Origin of the sequence: Embleya scabrispora DSM 41855, from assembly GCF_000372745.1 — a bacterium.
Classification (GTDB): Bacteria; Actinomycetota; Actinomycetes; order Streptomycetales; family Streptomycetaceae; genus Embleya; species Embleya scabrispora.
The window spans coordinates 20,402-38,273 of the sequence record NZ_KB889607.1; the positions used below are offsets into that span (position 1 = coordinate 20,402).

Sequence of the window (17,872 nt, forward strand, 5' to 3'; positions counted from 1 at the left end):
CGCCGCGTCTCATCATCGGCCAAGATTGCCGGAGAATAAAGAGCCGCACCCACAACGGTCCCGATATCCGTGCCGCGCGAGTGCGACATCCGCCACGCGAGGAGCGACACCCGACGCGTACGAACTGCCGCCCGGAGGCCCCATGCCACGCAATGTCGATGCCACGACGTTGAAAAAGCTGGGATACACGACGGACCCTACGCCGGGTGATCCGACCTCGATCACGGATGCCTCGCTATATCTGGCCGCGTTGACCAAGAAAGCCGGCGACGCCTCCACGAAACTCGCCGGGCTGCTCCAGGAGGGCCCGAAAGCGCCGCTGATGGGCGAGGCGGCCGGCGAGCTGCGCGCGCACGTCAAGGACCAGCTCAAGTTGTTCGTGGACAAGCTGGCCCAGGCGACCCAGCTCGCGAGCACGGCGCTGTCCACGTACTCGACGGATCTGCTGGCCGCTCAGCAAAGGGCCGGGGAGGCGCTGAACGCCGCGGCCCCACTGCCCGAGAACGACCCGGGTCTGGCCGCGGCCAAGGCCACCATGGCCACGGCGCGCACGATGTATCTGGACGCGGTGGAGAAGGCACGCAAGTCGCTGGCGTCGGCCACCGCGCTCAAGACGAGTCCCAAGACGGTGGCCGAGGAGTTCTGGGACTTCTTCAAGATCTTCACCATCGTGCTGACCGTGCTCGGTGTGCTGTTCGGCGGCCCGCTGGGCCTGTTGGCGTTCGGCGCCAACCTGGTCGTGCTGGGCAAGACCATCGCCGACTTCGCCCGGGGCAAGGCCAGTGGCCTGGAGTTGTTCCTGAACATCCTGGGCGTGCTGTTCCCCTCCACCAAGGCGCTGTTGCCCGCGCTGCTCAGCGGCCTGAAGAACCTCCTGGTGGGCCTCGGCAAGGGCGCGGTCAACCTGTTCAAGGGCGCCGGCGACCTGTTGTCGCTGCTGAGCACCGGGCTCAAGGGATTCAACCTGGCCGGCTGGAAGTTCGCGTTGGCCTACGCGAGCCTGCTGACCGGCACGCTGGTCTTCAAGGGCGGCGCGCTGGTCGGCAAGCTGCTCACCCTGCCGTTCAAGGCGATCGTCTGGATGGGCAAGACCGCTTGGGCGGTGGGCAAGAAGGGCTTCGGCGAACTCAAGGGCTGGGGCTCGCTGGGCGTCTTCCTGCCGGTCGCCGGTGACGAGATCGCCAAGCTGGGGTTGGCCCGGGCACTCAGGATCGGGTTCTGGGAGCGCGGTGTCCTGGGCAGCCAGAAGGACTTCATCCGCGCGTCGCTGGGTGTGCCGCCGGCGGCGGCGGGCGGCGCGGGCAAGTTCGGCGGTCACAACCTGGACCGGGTGCCCGGCCTGACCGGCAAGGATCTCGCCGCGTTCAACGGCCATCCCAACCTGTCCATCGGGGCCTTCGACCCGGGCGGCATCGCCCGGGCCGGGAGTTCCTTCGACACCGCCGTGTTCGTCCCGGCCGCCAGTGGCCTGTACACCCCGCACTACGGGCTCGGCGTGTACACCTTCGACCACACCCTGCTCGGGCACGAGGGGCTGCAATCGCTGGGCAGCACGGTCGGCCACGCGGCCGGCCCGAATACGCACTGGAACTCGCTGCACGACGTGCTCAACCAGGCGACCGGCGGCATGTCCGCGCTGCACGGACTGACGGGCGCCGTCTCGCCGCACACGATCGGCAGCGCCGTGGAGGGCAGCCAGTCGTTCACCAAGAGTGCGATCGCACTGGGCGACGACGTACGGATGACCCCGCTCCCGGAGATCCGCCGGCTGACCCACGGCGACACCACGCTGACCAGCGTCGGTACGGAGCGCTTCGTGGCCGCGGCCCCCGACCCGCTCGCGAACAAGATGCCGCCGCCGACCTCCACGCACACCCCGAGCCTGTCCCACTCCGTGTCCTCGCCCGGCACGCCGACCTCGGTACACACGCCGACGCCACTGACCGAGGGGGCGGGCACGCGGCCGACGGTCGGCACCTCGTTCTCCACGGCGCCGACCGGCGGGGCTGCGGCCAAGGTGGACGTGTTCGACATGCTGGCGCCCGCACCGGGCCGGGTCGGGTCGACGCCGCCGCCGGTCCCGCCCGCGGGTCCGGGCGGCGCGGGAGTGTCCGCCCTGCACCAGGACAAGGCGTTCGACCTGTTGGCGGGCGGATCCCGGGGCGCGGACCAGGTCCCGGCCGTGTCCGCCCGGTTCACCCCGGTCGACCTGGCGGGCGGCAACACCGCCGCCCCGCGCCCGGACCTGGCGGGTGGTCGGGGCGCGACGGACACCGTGTCGGCACTCGTCGGCGAGAAGATCCCGCTGCGCGCCGACCCGCCCCGGGTCGATCCCACGCCCGTACCGCCCGCCTCGCCCCCTTCCACCGTCGGCGTGGGGCATCCGTCGCCGCCGCCGAACGCACTGGCCGACTTCGGGGCCGAACAGCGCAATCTCGTGACCAAGGTGCTCGACGACCTGGCCGACGGACCCGGCCCCGGTGCCAAGTCCACGATCCCGCTGCCCGGTTCACGGATCGAGGCGTGGCACGACTACACCCGGGCCAAGCACACCTTCGAGCGGGCGGCCGCGGCAGAGCAGGCGCTGCGGGTCGGGCAGTTCACCGGCGATACCAGCAGCGGCACGGTGCGGGCCGAGCTGATGATCGCCACCGCGAGCCGGGCCAATGCCGGGCTCGCGCTGGCGGATGCCACAACCGCGTTGAAGGCGTGGGGCGTGGACCCCGCGGTCGCCGCCCCGGCGATCGCCGAAGCGCTGGCCAAGCTGCCGGGCCTGCGCGGCGGGACGCGCCCGGTGGGGGGCGGCCCCGACGTCCGACCGCGCACAACCGACTCCTGGCGCCACCCCGAACGGGCCGCCCGCACCGACGAGTCCGTCATCGTCCGGTTCGACGGCCCGGACGGCATGGACCACTTCGAGATCCACGGCCCGATGGGCCCGACCGGCACACGTGCCCTCCTGCACGACGGATATCGCCTGCCCGACGGCACCCACCAGGTCTTCGACGGTCCCGCGCGTGCCGACAGCGCGTTCCAGGTCTGGGCGGACACCGACGGCACCATCCTCAGGCGCGGTGAACTGCGGGCCGACGGGCACACCTTCCGGGTCACCGATGTCGAGGGCGGCAATTTCCAGCTCTGGAGCGCGCGCGACGCCCACGGCGACCACCGCGTCCTCGCCGATGCCCGGCGCCTCGACAACAGGCACTTCAAGGTCTTCGACGGCCCGGAACGACCCGGCACGGGATTCCAGATCTGGCGGGACCCGTACGGCACCTCCATCCTGAGCGCCCACCCCGGCCCGAACGGCACCTTCCACGTGCACTACGGCCCCGCCGGGCATTCGGACGACTTCAGGGTCTGGGGGCCGGAAGGGGCCGACGGCATCCACCCCGTGCTCGGCGATGCCCACCGACTCCCCGATCGCACCTGGGAGATCCGGGGCCTGCCGGGGCGCGCACCCGACGACTTCCAGGTCTGGGGACCACGCGGCGCCGACGGCGCGCACCCGGTGCTCCAGGACGTGTACACACGCGGCGACGGCATCTTCCAGGTCTACGACGGGCCCCGGCTCGGCCCCACCCAGGACTTCCGGATCCGGGACGCCCAGGGCAACATCACCGGAGCGGGCAGGTATCGGGCCGAGACCGCGGACTTCATGGTCACCAACGTCGGGGACCGGCACTTCCAGGTCTGGGACACCACCGGATCCGTCCTCAAGACCGGCGAGCACCTCCCCGGCACCGACACCTTCAAGGTCACCGGCGCCACCGGCGACGACTTCCAGATCTGGGGACCGGCAGACGCGCACGGCGCGCACCCGGTACTCGGCGACGCCCGATCCCTCGGCGACGGCACCTACCGGGTGGTCGACGGAGCGCCCACCGGACCCACTCAGGACTTCCGCATCCAGGACGGGACCGGCACCGTGCTCAAGGCCGGCGAATACCGGCCCCTCAGCGGCGACTTCAAGGTCACCGTGCCCGGCGGGCGCGACTTCGAGATCTGGGGTCCACCGGCCGAAGGGGGCACCCACCCGGTACTCGAGGTGGCCGAGTCCCTCGGCGACGGCACCTATCGGGTGGTCGAGGCGCCACGGACCGGACCGACTCAGGACTTTCAGATCCGGAACGGCGAGGGCACGGTCCTCAAACACGCCGAATACCGGCCCCACACCGATGACTTCAAAGTCGCCGAGCCCGGCAACGCCGACTACGAGATCTGGGGACCACGCCCCGCGGACGGCAGCCCCCACCCGGTGCTCAACGACGCCCGCGCGCTTCCGGACGGCAGCCACCAGGTCTACTCCCGGCCGCGCACCGGCCCGGCGCAGGACTTTCAGATCTGGAACCACGACGGTGTCCCGATCAAGAACGGCACCCGGATCCCGGGCAGTGAGCGCTTCCGGGTCACCGGTGTCGACGACCAGGTCGAGGGCTTCCAGATCTGGGGACCCCGGGAGGGGAACCCCCAGGCCGTGCTCGCCGACGCCCGCCGACTGGGCGACGGCCGGTATCAGGTCTTCGACAACGCGCCCTGGGCCACGGAACGCAACTTCGAGGTGTGGGCGGACGACGCCTTCAAGTTCGACCGCAATGGTGGCGTGCACGGTAGGCGGGTCACCCAGATCGGCGAATACCAGCCGTTGAGCGGCGAGTTCAAGGTGAGCGACCGGATGCGCAACACGTGGGAGCAGTGGGACAGCCCCGACCCGGTCCGGCACCGGCTCGTCGAGTACCCCCTCGACGGCCCGATCGCCGGTGTCACCCGCCGGATCGATCACGAGACCCTCACCTGGCACGACAAGCGCCCCCCGGGCACCGTGGTCGGCCACAACGTGGGTTGGGAACACATGTCGTTCCGCAAGGGCGTGGTGGAGAAGTGGCCGGCCGGCCCCGACGGCGCGGACAACGGGATCCGCCGACTGGTCGACGGCGACGGAACTCCCGTCTACACCCGAGACCCGTCGAGCATCGAGGGCGGCGGCTGGATCGAGGGTTCCCGGGATCACCGGGGCAAGTGGACATGGGTCGAGAAGACCACCCACAGTCGCCCGATCGCATCCGGCAGCCGCTACGTCCGCTGGGACAACACCTCGTACGACGTGATCGACGGCGTCTTCGAGCTCAACGCCCGGCACCTGTTCGGTGGGAAGGTACGCGACTTCTTCCCGCAACTGGACGGTGGCGTCCTGATCAGCGAGAAGTCCCCTCTCGGGGGCTGGAACTGGCAGAAATGGGGGTCGGACGGCGCGCTTCAGGCCAAGGGCAGGCTCGACTTCCGGTTCAGCCTGGACTTCGGGTTCAAGGCCCGGGTCACCCATGTCAAGGACGGTACCGACGCGGCATTGCGGGACGTCGGCGACAGCGGGCTCGTCGCCTTCGAGAAATTCGCACCGATTCGCGGCGGGCTGGGAAGGAAGTTCTTCTCGGCACCCGACAAGGCCCGGGGCACCAGGCAGTACACGTTCGAGCCGACCGCGCAGCCCGCGAACCAGTTCAAGCACTACATCGAGCGCAACTACGTCAACGAGGAGGTCGCGACCTTCTCGAAGTTCGGCGACGACGAGTTCAAGGCGCGCCGGATCTGGCAACAGCGCTTCGACGTCCCGTTCTTCCCCGGCAAGCCGGACTTCCCCGGGGCCTTCTTCACCGGCGACGACCGACTCTTCCGGCACTGGGAGGTCTCGAAGAAGGGCGGCGTCGGCGGCACGGAGACGATCGAGCGTTCGGTGCGCTTCCAGCGGCTGGACGGCACGTGGCAGGACTTCGACGCGAACGGCCGACTGCTTCGCGAGAGCCGAGTGCTCCTGGACGGTCGCAAGATCGAATTCACCGCCACCACTCCGGGTGGAAACGGAACCTGGCGAGAGGTCGGTGGCACCGGGACCGGGGTCCGCGAATTCGGGGCCGACCACCGCTGGACCGACTTTCGGACCGTCCCCGGTTCGGAGCAGCGCATCGTGGTCCGCGAAGTCGTGGACGGCAAGGGCACGGTGCGCGAGTACGCCGGTGATCCGGGGGCGAACGGACCGTGGGTGGACCGCAACCGATTCGGCCAGATCGTCGAACGCCGCGACGCGCTGGAAGGCGGCGGCTTCCGGCACGCGAGGATGGACCACAAGCCCGACGGCCCCTTCACGTGGCACCGGCAGGGCCCCGACGGCGTCGGCCTCCCCGGTGTCGAGAACACCGGTCACCGCACCACCAACCGCGGCGGTGCCCGGATGTGGGGCGAGGGATTCGACGACGGGTTCAAGGATTTCCGCCGGATCAACGGCCAGGACGTCCTGGTGTACGAGCACAAGATGCTCGGTGACGGCCGGGTCGCGGTGATCGAACGCGATGCCGCGGGCAACTACACGACCACGGTCAGGAACCGCGCGGGCGCCCCCGACCCGCATCCCGGCGAGCACCGGGTGAGCCACGTCGGTGCGGACGGCAAGTACTGGCGCGACGAGATCCACGTGAACGGCGACACGCACACCATCCGCGAGGGTCGCGGCGACGCGATCCGTGAATACCGGGTCGACGCGAACGGCATCCCGAACACCCGACACTGGGACGACTTCCGCAACGGCACGAAGATCCGCTCGTTCGAGCCGATCACCCACCAGGGAGACGTGGTCGGCTATCTGGAGAAGGACCTCGCCTACCTCCAGCAGCGTCTGTACGACGCGGACGGCGACATCGTGGTCCACCAGGGCTTCTCCACCAAGATCTTCGAGAAGCTGCCGACCGCCGAATCGGGCGTGCTCAACCGCATCAAGTCCTGGGCACATCCGGACAAGCTCGGCGCGGCCGGCGTCGACTCGCGGTTCAAACTCGTCGGCCGCGCCGTGGACCACCACGGTGCGTTGACCGAGTTCCGCGGCTACAACCGCGGCCTCGCGGACACCAACCGACGGCACTGGGGTGCACCCGACGCACTGAACGGCACCCGGGAATGGACCTTCGAGCAGAAGGTCTGGACCAAGGTCGGCATGGAGTTCATGCAGGACTTCGGCTTCTCGGTGCTCGCCGGCATGATCACCGAGCTGATCAACGACAAGGAGATCTCCGGCTCCGACTGGGGACGGATCTTCCTCAACTCGGCGGTATCCGCGAGCTTCGCCGGCCTGATGGCCCGCCTGCACGAACTCAAGTTCCACCCGGGCTCGTTCTCCCCCAAGCAGTTCAAGGACGGGCTCACCGCGAACGACTTCGGCAAGCCGTTCAACACCAACCCGTACTTCGGCGACAACTGGAAGACGGACTGGTCCAACTTCGACACCGCGCTGCGCTGGCGCTCGGGCCTGTACAAATTCGGCCTGGGCCTGGCGGTCAACCCGATCGTGGCGTTCGTCAACGGCTCGATCAACGCCGCGGTGTTCGGCGACAAGAACGGTGTCAAGCACTACGGCTTGGACGCCCTCAAGTTCGGCGGCGTCGCGGCGCTGGGCTCGCTGGCCACCGGCGCGTTCGGTCCGGGCGCGTTGAAGTTCGGCCTCGACTCCTACCTGGCGGGCCGCTTCTGGCGCAAGGCCGGACTCCTGGACCTGGGCATCAAGTTCGGCGAGAAGCTCATCGACGCGCAGATCAACAAGTTCTTCCAGAACTGGCTCGGGTTGAACGACAAGTACCTCTACCACCCCACACCCGAGAACGGACGACAGCCGTGAGTGTGTTCGGCAACCGCGGTGGCGCCCGCGGAAATCGCGGCGACCGCGCCAATCGGGGCGCGAACACGCGCCACACGATCGCCGACCTGGTCCGCGCCGCGCCGGACGGCGGACGCGTGCTGCTGGCTCCCGGTGAGTACCGCGAACACGTCGTGCTCGATCGGCCCGTCGTGCTGGTCGCCGAACACGGGCCCGGCAGCGTGCGTCTGACGGGGACTCAGGATGTCGCGCTGACCGTGGCCGGCGCTGTCGGGGCCGGCGTGGAGGGCGTCGTCCTGATCGCCGCGGACGCGGACGCGCCCGCCGTCCGGGTCACCGGCGCGAGCGAGGTCGCCTTCGACGAGTGCCGGATCGTCGGTGGCCGCCTGGAGATCGTCGACGCCGCCCGGGTGCGGTTGACCGGCTGCCGCGTATCCGGTGCCGCGGTGGCCGGTGTGTCGGTGGCCGGCGAGGCACGGCTGTCGATGACCGGCTGCCGGGTGCTCGCCGTGGACGGACCGGGCGTGCTGTCGGCCGGCTCGGCCACGGTCACCCTCGCGGATTCGGTGATCACCGAGGCCGTGGTCGGGTTGGGCGTGCGGGACTCGGCGAGCGTCCGGGTGCGCGGTAGCGCGTTCCTGGGCTGTGCGCACAACGCGGTGCTCGCCGAGGACGAATCGGCGGTCGTTCTGGACGGGTGCCGCTGCGCCGACAGCGGCGAGGACGCGGTGCTGGTGCGCGGCGCCGCCAAGCTGACCGTGCGCGGCAGCGCGATCGAGCGCGCGGGCGCCTCCGGGCTGGCCGTGCTCGGCCGGGCCGCGGCGAGCGTGTCGGACTGCCGAATCGTCGCGGCCACGCTCAGCGGCCTGGTCGCCGACGAGGAGTCCCGCCTGGACGTACTGGGCGGGGTGATCCGCTCCACCGGCGCCAACGGCGTCTTCGCGCGCGGGTCGGCCCGGGTCGGCCTGGACGGGGTAGCCATCGCGGACACCGCGTTCACCGCGGTGCACCTGGACGAGCACGCGCACGGCGAACTCGCCGCGATCGTCCTGGGCCCCACGCCCGAACACGGCCTGTGCCTGGCGGGCGCGGCCGTCGTGGCGGCGGACGGGTTGCTGGTGCGCGGCGCCGAGATGACCGGCATCCACCTCGGCGGCACCGGCAGCGCGCGACTGGCCGGGTCCGCGGCGCACCGTTGCGGCACCGGACTGCGGCTGGAGCGTGACCTGGACGCCGAGGTCGAGGACTGCGCGTTCGGCACCACCGGACGAGCCGGGATCGAGGTGGGCCCCGGTGCCCGACCCACGCTGCGCCGGGTCCGGGTGGCCCGGGCCGGGACCGCCGGGATGGTCGTGCACGAGGGCGCGGCGCCCGGGTTCGAGGACTGTACGGTGACCGACAGCGCGGGTTCGGCGCTGGTGGTGTGGACGGACGCGGCGCCGGTGGTCCGCGGCGGGATCCTCACCGGCGCGGGCAAGAACGGCATCTACCTCAAGGGTGGCGCCAAGGGCGAGTTCACCGATTGTGTGGTGGGCGGCTCGGCCTATCCGGCGGTGTACGTGGCCGCCGGGGCGGCGCCGACGCTGCGGGACTGTGCCTTCCGGGACTGTCCGAGCGACGCGACGCTGGAGGATCCGGACGACACGGCGGCGGTGTTCGCGGACTGTGTGGCGCGCGGGGTCGGGGACACCGTGGTTTCGGGGCGAACCGCGTCGACGCCGCCGGGCACCGAACCCGCCGAGCCGGCCGACCCGGGCGAGTCGCCCGCGGACCTGACCACGCTGCTGGCCGAACTCGACGATCTGGTCGGGCTGGCCCGGGTCAAGCACGACGTGGCCACGCTGGTGCAGTTGATGCAGTTGGTCCGGCGCCGCGAGGAGGCCGGGCTGACCCCGCCCCCGCTGAGCCGGCACCTGGTCTTCGCGGGCAACCCGGGCACCGGCAAGACCACGGTGGCCCGGCTGTACGGCCGGATCCTGGCCGCGCTCGGAATGGTGACGCGCGGTCACCTCGTGGAGGCCGATCGCGGCGCTCTGGTCGGCGAGTACGTCGGGCACACCGCGCCGCGCACCACGGCGGTGTTCCGCAAGGCGCTCGGCGGCGTGTTGTTCATCGACGAGGCATATTCGCTCACCTCGGCCGGCGGCGGCGACTTCGGTCAGGAGGCGATCGCCACGCTGGTCAAGTTGATGGAGGATCACCGCGACGACGTGGTGGTGATCGTCGCCGGCTACCCGGACGAGATGCACCGCTTCATCGACTCCAACCCCGGCTTGGACTCGCGCTTCAACCGCACCGTCGTGTTCGAGGACTACACCTCCACCGACCTGGTCCGCATCGTCGAACACCAGGCGGCGGCCTACGAGTACACCCTGGACGAGTCCGCACGCGCGGGTCTGTTCGCCTACTTCGAGTCGGTCCCGCGCGATCGGCGCTTCGGCAACGGGCGTTCCGCGAGGCAGGCGTTCCAGGAGATGACCGAGCGGCACGCCCGGCGGATCTCCGGGTCGGCCGAGGTGGCGCCGGAGGATCTGGTCTCGCTGCGAGCCCCCGACCTTCCCGATCTCGTTCCGGCCGCCCCCGATCAGGCGTGAGCGGCCGAACCGACCCGAAAGGCACGACATGGCCGAACCCCACAACCAGGACCCCGACTTCGGGCAGGCGTTCGCGCGCTCGGTGCGCACCCCTCGGCGGCCGCTCCGACCCGGCCGCCGGGTGTGGACCGTGGGCCTGGGCATGCCCGCTCTCGCGGCGGCCGGTCTGGCCGCGGTGACCATCGCCTCCGCGATCGAGTTCGGCGGTGACGACGACGGAGGTCACCGCAAGCCGGTGGCCCAGGCGGCGCCCATGCAGGACAAGCCGGTCCAGGTGGTCGCGCCCGGCGCCTCGGCGACGCCGTCGAACGGCTCCACCACCGGGAACAGCACCGATGCCCCGCCCGGCGAGCCCGGCCCGGGCGGCGGAACGCCGGGTGGTGGCTCGGCGTATCCGCCGGACTACTCCACCGGGGGCAATGGTTCCTCCGGCGGCGCCTCGGGCGGTTCCGGCTCGGCGGGAGGTCGGTCCGGCGGCTCGGCGGCCGGTTCCAACGGCACGTTCGGTGGCGGCGGTTCCTCGCCCGGGGCGCGTACTCCCGGCGGCGGAGCCCCCGGTGGTGGCACCGCGCCGGCGCCCGGCGGCACACCGGGCGGCTCCACCGCGAAGCCACCGGTCGCGCCGCCCGCCCAACCCGGCTCGTTGGCGCCCAAGCAGACCTTTACCGGGACCTCGGGGTACGGCTGCGCGAACAGCGGCACGAGCGGCTTCGCCGAGGTCGGCCGCTACAGCGACGGCTCCAAGGGCTGGTACACGGTCGGCAGCGGCGGGTGGACCAAGGACGGCTGCAACGGAAAGTTCGTCGCGGTGCCGATGTCCGGCGACAAGAACAAGGACGACGCCAGCGCCCGGGTGTTGTGGTGGTTCGACGTCGGTGCGGCCACCCGGAGCTGCCGGCTCAGCGTGTACGTACCCGCCGGCAGCGGCCGGGACGTGGGCGGCAATCCCGCGCAGTACTACGTGTTGCGCGGCAAGGAGGAGGACAAGACGGGCGCCTGGTACGACAAGTTCACCGTCGACCAGGTGGCCGACAAGGGCCGTTGGGTGAGCGCCGGTACCTTCCCGGTGAGCAACGGCAGGATCGCCGTCAAGCTGGTCACGCGGGGCGTGGACTGGGGCGGCACCACCGGAGCGCATCTGGCGGCGGGCCAGGTACAGGCGAGTTGCACGGGCTGACCGGGTGGCCCGGGCCCACCGAACGCACCGGGCTCGCCGGGCTCACGGGGCTGGGGCTCACGGGGCTCACCGGCCCCTGACGGCGTGATGTCCGTGCTCGATCCCCACGATCGGGCACGGACATGCGCACGTCGAGCCGCTCGGCCTCAGGAGACCTCTTCGGCCAACGAGTCGCCCGCCGGCCGCTGTGGTGGCAACATCCGGGTCGGGTCGACCGGGGAGTGGGTGATCGGCGCGGACCAGACGATGGGCCTGGGCAGCGGGAACGTCTCACCGCGGTCCTGGCGGACCGTGCCGCCTCGGGCCGCCGACTCGCGTCCCGGATCCTCCTGGGGCAGCGTCGCGACCGGTACCGGGAAGCCGGGATTGACCCCACCGGCGGCGGTGATCCCGGTCGGCCGCAGCAGCACGCCGATCGTGCGCCACAGGATGACCAGGTCGACCCGAGTGCTGCGGTTGCGCACGTACCAGAGGTCGTATTCGATCCGCACCGGCCAGCTCAGCGCGTTACGCCCCTGCACCTGTGCCCAGCCGGTCAGTCCCGGTCGCACGTCGAGCCGGCCGCGCTGGCGTTGCGTGTAGTGCACGACCTGCTCGGGCAGCGTCGGCCGCGGCCCGATGATCGCCATGTGCCCGCGCAACACGTTGATCAACTGCGGCAGTTCGTCCAGGCTCGTGGTGCGCAGCAGTTGCCCGGTACGGGTGATCCGGGTGGCATCGGGTTCGTCCGGATGGCGCGGGTCGTGCATGGTGCGGAACTTGAGGATCTCGAAGTCGCGGCCGTGCAGGCCGCTGCGTGTCTGGCGGAACAGTACGGGTCCGCCCATACTCGCGCGTATCATCACGTGGATCGCGAGCAGGACCGGTCCCAACAGAACCAATGCCAGCACGGCCACGGTGATGTCGAACAGTCGTCGCATGCCATGCCCCTCCCCTGGTGTGGCGTTCGGTGTGGCGTCCTTCGGGCGCCGGCGGTGTCTCCCTCACCGGCCGTCGCCCGCTGTGCGTCAAGTCCAGCCCAGGCCGCGGCGCCCGGCCACGGCCCGATAGGTGTCGATCGAGATGCCCGCCACCCTGCGCTGGTCGAATTCGGCCAGTGCGCGCCGCCGGGCCGCGGCGCCGAGTTCGGCGCGCAGGTCCGGTTCGGTGATCAGGCGGTCGATCGCGGCGGCCAACAACCGGGGCTCGCCGGGTGGCGCGAGGAGCAGATGTTCACCGTGGGTGCCGATCTCCCGGCAGCCCCGGATGTCGCTGAGCACCATGGGCAGCGCGCAGGACGCGGCTTCCATGGCCGATCGTGAGAAGCCCTCGCGGTGCGAGGGCAGCACGAACACGTCGAGCGCGTTGTACACGGCGGGCATGTCCGAGCGCGCACCGATGAATTCGACCCGGGAGCCGTGCACGGCACGGGTCACCGCGTCGGCCTTGTCCGGGTCCTCCGGTCCGATCCAGACGAATCGGGCCTTGCCCGCGAGCAGTCCGGCTGCCTCCACGTATTCGAGGATGCCCTTTTCCGCGACCTGCCGCCCGACTCCGCCCACGAGCAGTTCGTCTTCGGCCACGTTCAGTGCCCGCCGAACGGCCGCACGAGCGGCGGGGTCGGGTCGAAAGCGGGTCAGATCGGTACCGTTGCCGACCACGCGCGAGCGCCACCCGGGCACGGCCCGGCGCAGCGTCGTGTGGTCGGTGGCGTTCTGGTACAGCTCGGCGTGCGAGGCGCGGGCGGCCAGGCCCTCGGTGCCGAGCACGAACGCCCGGCGGGCCCACGGGTCACCCGGTCGGATCCACAGGCCGTGGCAGGTGTTGACCACCACCGGAACGCCCGTGGCGCGGCCCAGAATCCGACCCAGCACCCCGGTCTTGGGGTTGTGTGTGTGCAGCACGTCCAGGCGCAATCGGCGCAATGTGCGCACCAGTTCTCCGGCGGCCACCGCGTCGCTGCGCAGGCTCCAGGCACGGGTCAGCGAGTTCAGCGGCACGTGTGTGACGCCCAGCGCCTCGATCTCGGGAACGTAGGGGCCGGCGGCGCTGATCCCGTAGGTCTCGAAGCCCGCCGCGACGTCCTCCTCCAGTTCGGTGCGCAGGAGCAGAGCCAGGCTCATGTCTATCGTGGTCAGGTGGGCGACCCGCAGGGGTCGACCGCCCGGCCCGCGCGGCTCACGCATGCGCACCGGCCCTCTTGCCCAGGCTGACCACGGCCGCGTAGGCGCGTTCCTGCACGAGCCGGCCGCCGAGTTTGGCGCGGAAGAACGCGGGAGGGTCGGTGCGCCGGACCGGGACCCGGCGCAGCCGGATCGGATCGCAGCCCGGGAGGTTGCGGCCGAGCACGCCGGTGGCGGCGCTGCGGAACCGGCAGCGCAGCGCGTGCTCCATGTCCGAGACGGCGATCCCCCACGGATAGGCGAAGTGCGCCGGGCGCAGCCCGAGTCGGCGCTCGATGTCGTCGGAGGCGTCGTCGAGTTCGGTCGCGGTCAGTGCCTCGGGGCGGGCGTGGCTCCGGGTGTGGTTGCCGATCGTGGCCAGGCCCGAGTCGGCCAGTTCGGCGACCTGGTCCCAGCTCAGCGCGGCGGATCCGCCGCTGGTGCCGGTGGATCCCTCCCAGCGCATCTGTTCGCCGATGCATCCGGTGGCCAGGTAGAGGGTGAACGGCAGCGCTCGGGCCCGCAGTTCGGGCCAGGCGTTGGCGTACACGTCGGCGAAGCCGTCGTCGAAGGTGAGCACGATCGACGGCGTCGGGTCGCCGGCCGCGAGCCGGTCCACGGCGGTGTCGAGGGAGACCACGTGCGCGCGTGGGAGCAGGTCGAGCTGGGCGCGGAACGCGTCTGCGGGCAGGTCGAGTTCGTCGCGGCTGCCGCCGCCGACCCGGTGGTAGATGAGCAGCGTCGCGCCGGGTGCGGGGTCGCGGTCGAGGGCGGTGGCGGCCAGGCCGCGCTTGAGCGTGGCGCGCACGCGGTCGCCGCTGATGGCGGTCATCGGGTGGTGCCCTTCGAGGTGAGCCGGGTGGGACCGGTGCGGGCGAGGGGCCACGGGACCGGTTCGGATTCCTGACGGAGCGGGGTGCCGGCGCCGCCGGCGGGGTCGGGCAGGTTCAGGCGCAGGGTCTCGCCGAGGGCGGTGGCCACGCTGCGTACCGCCTCGTCGGGCTGCCACGCGCGTGGTCGCTCGCGGTCGGCGCCCAGCGCGGCGACCGTGTGCACGATGCGGTCCGCGCCCAGGTGCACGAGGGTGTGCGGCTCCTCGCCGACCAGCCACCACGTCTCGCCGCGGGTCCGGCCGCCGTCGACCGCGTCGGTGCCCCGATAGCCACAGGCCAGCGCGATGGGCCGGTTGTCCTCGACGCCGGCTTCGTGGACCGGGTCGAGTTTGTGGCCGCTTTCGCCGTGCGGGTTTATCGCGGGCGGGATCACCGTCTCGGCGACCGGGGTGGCTGCTTCGGCGGTGGCCTTGGCGCGGCGTACCCGCAGGTGTTGCTCGATCGACATCCGGGTGGCCCGGGCGAAGCCGCGCACGGGCAGGGTGGCGGCCAGCAGGCGTCGGTCGCGGATCGCCTCGATGTCCCACAGCGCGGGGCGTTCGGGGGCCAGTCGCAACTTCTGCGGGGTTCGGGTGGGCATCAGATCGACCAGCCGCGGGCTGCTGCCGGTCGGCCAGGGTTCGGTCAACACCCGTTCCTGGGCCTGCCATTGCACCACGGTGCCGATGCCGAGCGCGGCGAAGCGTTCGTCGTAGGCGGTGGAGTGCCAGGTGGCCACGTCGCCGAGGCGGAACCACAGGTGCATCGCCGCGGGTATGCCGTCCACGCGCAGGATGTACAGCCGGGCCCAGTCGTGTCGGGCGGCGCGGGCGATCAGTTCGCGGCGGGCCTCGGCGGCGGCGGGTTGCAGCGGGCCCTTCCAACTGCGTGCGAACAGGTCGGTGTAGATGGCGAATGCGGCGTCCGGGTCGCTTCCGTGCGCGGCGCCGAAGCCGGCTGTCTCCTCGACGGTCAGGTCCCAGTGCGCGCGTACCCGGGTGGCGAAGCGGTGCGCGTAGCGGTCGAAGCTGCGGAACCGGGCCTTGTGGCCGGCCCAGCCGCCTTCGACGCCGGCCAGCATGTCGCATGCCTTCTCCCGGGCCGAGACGGTGTAGCCGCACGCGCGTAGTCCGGCGATCAGGCGGTGGGTCTCCGGGTCCCGGCTGGGCATCCGGTGCAGGCGCAGTTCGCGGATGCCGGTGCGGGCGAGGGCGTCGGCGATCGAGTCGGCGCCGTGCGGTTCGTCGGGGTGCACGACCACGTGGCTGCGGGGTCTGCGGTGTGCCGAGAAGACCCCCCAGCGTTCGGCGCCGATCCGCTCCAGCGGCAGCAGCGCGCGCGGCTGGTCGGCGTCGTCGAGCACGGACACCACGCGGATGTCGTCGAGCGGGTCGTGGTGGCCGTGCAGGGTGGAGGCGAACCACGCGTGGGTGTCGAACGGGTCGGCGTGCACGCCCCGGGCGGCCACCAGCCGGTCCCAGGACGCGGCGAACGTGGAATCGATCTCCAGCGGATGCATCGGGCGGGCCCGCATCAGACCCCCTCGACGCGGCTGAGCGCACCGCGCGCTTTCGCCCCGGCGGCGGACCCGGCGGGCACCTTGGCGAGCGGGCCGGCTCCCGTCGAGGCGGGACCGGCGGTGGGCGGGCTCCACCCGCGGGGCCAGCGCAGGCGCGGGTCGCGCACGGGCACCTCGTCCAGGTAGCGGACGGGCGACGCGAGCAGGTCGGCCAGCATCAGCGCGATCGCCTCCAGGGTGTAGGTCGGGTCGTAGCGCACGACCTCGCGCAGGGTGGGTACGGGTTCGTGGTGATCGACACGGGCCACCGCCAGCGGGCCGGCGCCGATCCGGTACCAGCGGTCGTCCGGTCCCCAGTCGGCCCGCATCTCCCGCGGTCCCTTGCGCGCGCAGGCCACGGTGAGCAGGCGCAGCGTGGGTTGGTCCATGGTCAGCTCGACGCCGGCCCGGGTCGGGACGTCGGTCGCGGGTCTGGCCTCGAACCGGCGGGCGGTGCCGGAGGTGCCGGCGTCGGCGGTGCTCACCCGCGCACGCAGGCTGCGGACCCGGGCTCGGGTGGCGATGGGGACCGCGCGCTGTACCTCGCGGGCGCCGCGCAGCAGCGGCAGCACCCGGCGGGGCACCCGGGCGGCGCACACGTCCAGCAGCGCGGGTCGTTCGGTGCTGATCCGGTCCTTGAGCGGGCTCTCTCCGGGCAGCAGGTCGATCAACGCCAACCCACCTTCGGCGAAGGCCAGTTCCTGGGCCCGCCAGTGCACCACGTTGCCCGGGGACAGCAGTGCGGCGGCCGGGTCGTAGGCGACGGTGTGCCAGTGCACGACCGGGCCGATGCGCACGCCCAGGCAGGACGCGATGGCGCGGTCGTCGGCGTAGAGCACGTACAGCCGAGCCATGCCACGTGCGTCGAGGGCCTGGGTGAGCAGCCTGCGGCGCTCGGGCGAGGCGCCGAGTCGGCCCTTCCAGCTCAGGTCGAACAGTTCCTCGTGGTCGGCCAGACCGGCCGCGAGCGGCGCGGTGCCCGGCGCGCCGAAGGCCGTCACCCGCAGTTTCCACAGTTGTCCGGCCCGCCGGGTGGTCTGCCCGATCGCGCTGTCGAAGCCTCGGTGTCGGGCCCGGTAGCCGGCCCAGCCGTCGGGGGTGGCCTCGATCATGTCGGTCATGCGTTCGCGGACGTCCACCGCGTAGCCCGCCTCGCGCAGCGCGGCCAGCAGGGCGTGCGTGGCCGGGTCTCGGCTGGGCATGCGATACAGGGTCAGTTCCCGAATGCCGATCCGGAGCAGTTCCCCGACGAGTTGGCGCAGTACGGCGGGCTGCGGCTCGGGGGTGCCCAGCACGACACGTGTCCGTTCGCGTTGGCCGCGGCCGAGTTCGTGTGCGCGGCCGGCCGAGTCGAGTTCCAGCGGGAGCAGGGCCAGCGGGCGACCGGCGGCGAATACGCCTGGTATGCGTACATGTTCGGCGCGTTCGGGACGACTCGCCACCCACGAGGACATCCACGCGTGCGTATCGAAGACGTCTGCCTGGACCCCCCGTCCCCCCACCAATTCGTCCCACGCGCGAGCCAGATCGGCATCGATCTCCTCGGCGCGCAGGGTCGATGCACGATTGACCATCGCCCGGCCCCCACCTCGCGGTCCCGATGTGAGCAGCATCGGAACGTTTGTGCCCGACCGCGTCCCCCGCCCCCACACGGCCGGGACGCGAGTCGCCCGCCGACCAGATTAGGCCGGATGGGTCACGCGTGAAGGGTGTTTCGCAATCCGTCCACGAGTCGTCAGTGATGTTCCCCGATATCCGGGGTTCGGGGACGCGGCACCGGCTTGCCCCGATGTGACCGGTGGATGGACGTCGGGTGACCGGCCGTGGGCGCGCGTTCGGCGACCGGCTGACGGGACGTGTGCCCGCTGTTACGGTTCCGGCTACGGGAGCC

8 protein-coding genes are annotated in these 17,872 nt (G+C 71.7%); 3 read left to right on the forward strand and 5 right to left on the reverse strand.

The annotated features are described in order from the left end of the window. Positions 1 to 142: 142 nt before the first annotated feature. From A3IC_RS0111090 to A3IC_RS62115, 3 genes are read left to right on the forward strand one after another with little or no spacing between them, the layout of a single operon-like run. Positions 143 to 7,660: an RHS repeat domain-containing protein gene (locus tag A3IC_RS0111090; RefSeq protein WP_158695906.1), complete on the forward strand. Its 7,518-nt coding sequence runs from the start codon at positions 143 to 145 to the stop codon at positions 7,658 to 7,660. Then, positions 7,657 to 10,233, forward strand: a complete 2,577-nt coding sequence (locus A3IC_RS67355) for a right-handed parallel beta-helix repeat-containing protein (protein ID WP_020550120.1) — start codon at positions 7,657 to 7,659, stop codon at positions 10,231 to 10,233. Before A3IC_RS0111090 ends, A3IC_RS67355 begins: the two co-directional genes overlap by 4 nt. A 28-nt stretch (positions 10,234 to 10,261) precedes the next feature. Continuing rightward, positions 10,262 to 11,410, forward strand: a complete 1,149-nt coding sequence (locus A3IC_RS62115) for a hypothetical protein (RefSeq protein ID WP_020550121.1) — start codon at positions 10,262 to 10,264, stop codon at positions 11,408 to 11,410. Between the two features lie 146 nt (positions 11,411 to 11,556). Here A3IC_RS62115 and A3IC_RS53720 read toward each other — a convergent pair whose 3' ends face one another. The 5 genes from A3IC_RS53720 to A3IC_RS0111125 all read right to left on the reverse strand — a co-directional run bounded on the left by A3IC_RS53720 (position 11,557) and on the right by A3IC_RS0111125 (position 17,555). Continuing rightward, positions 11,557 to 12,330 (reverse strand): sugar transferase, encoded by a 774-nt coding sequence (locus tag A3IC_RS53720; protein ID WP_020550122.1) that lies wholly within the window; start codon positions 12,328 to 12,330, stop codon positions 11,557 to 11,559. Between the two features lie 87 nt (positions 12,331 to 12,417). Further along, entirely contained in the window at positions 12,418 to 13,575 is a 1,158-nt protein-coding gene (locus tag A3IC_RS0111110; protein WP_026218130.1) for a glycosyltransferase, read from the reverse strand. Further along, positions 13,568 to 14,383: a polysaccharide deacetylase family protein gene (locus A3IC_RS0111115; RefSeq protein WP_020550124.1), complete on the reverse strand. Its 816-nt coding sequence runs from the start codon at positions 14,381 to 14,383 to the stop codon at positions 13,568 to 13,570. The genes A3IC_RS0111110 and A3IC_RS0111115 overlap by 8 nt, the downstream gene beginning before the upstream one ends. Next, complete coding sequence (locus A3IC_RS53725; RefSeq protein WP_020550125.1) at positions 14,380 to 15,957, reverse strand: GNAT family N-acetyltransferase; 1,578 nt, start codon at positions 15,955 to 15,957, stop codon at positions 14,380 to 14,382. The genes A3IC_RS0111115 and A3IC_RS53725 overlap by 4 nt, the downstream gene beginning before the upstream one ends. Then, a complete protein-coding gene (locus tag A3IC_RS0111125; protein WP_020550126.1) occupies positions 15,957 to 17,555 on the reverse strand; it encodes a GNAT family N-acetyltransferase in 1,599 nt (532 codons plus the stop codon). The genes A3IC_RS53725 and A3IC_RS0111125 overlap by 1 nt, the downstream gene beginning before the upstream one ends. Between the last annotated feature and the right edge of the window lie 317 nt (positions 17,556 to 17,872).

Bases quoted from the DNA above. Each gene is read 5' to 3' on its own strand.
- A3IC_RS0111090 (WP_158695906.1), top strand. From the start codon at position 143: ATGCCACGCAATGTCGATGCCACGACGTTGAAAAAGCTGGGATACACG.
- A3IC_RS62115 (WP_020550121.1), top strand. From the start codon at position 10,262: ATGGCCGAACCCCACAACCAGGACCCCGACTTCGGGCAGGCGTTCGCG.
- A3IC_RS53720 (WP_020550122.1), bottom strand. From the start codon at position 12,330: ATGCGACGACTGTTCGACATCACCGTGGCCGTGCTGGCATTGGTTCTG.
- A3IC_RS0111110 (WP_026218130.1), bottom strand. From the start codon at position 13,575: ATGCGTGAGCCGCGCGGGCCGGGCGGTCGACCCCTGCGGGTCGCCCAC.
- A3IC_RS0111115 (WP_020550124.1), bottom strand. From the start codon at position 14,383: ATGACCGCCATCAGCGGCGACCGCGTGCGCGCCACGCTCAAGCGCGGC.
- A3IC_RS53725 (WP_020550125.1), bottom strand. From the start codon at position 15,957: ATGCGGGCCCGCCCGATGCATCCGCTGGAGATCGATTCCACGTTCGCC.
- A3IC_RS0111125 (WP_020550126.1), bottom strand. From the start codon at position 17,555: ATGGTCAATCGTGCATCGACCCTGCGCGCCGAGGAGATCGATGCCGAT.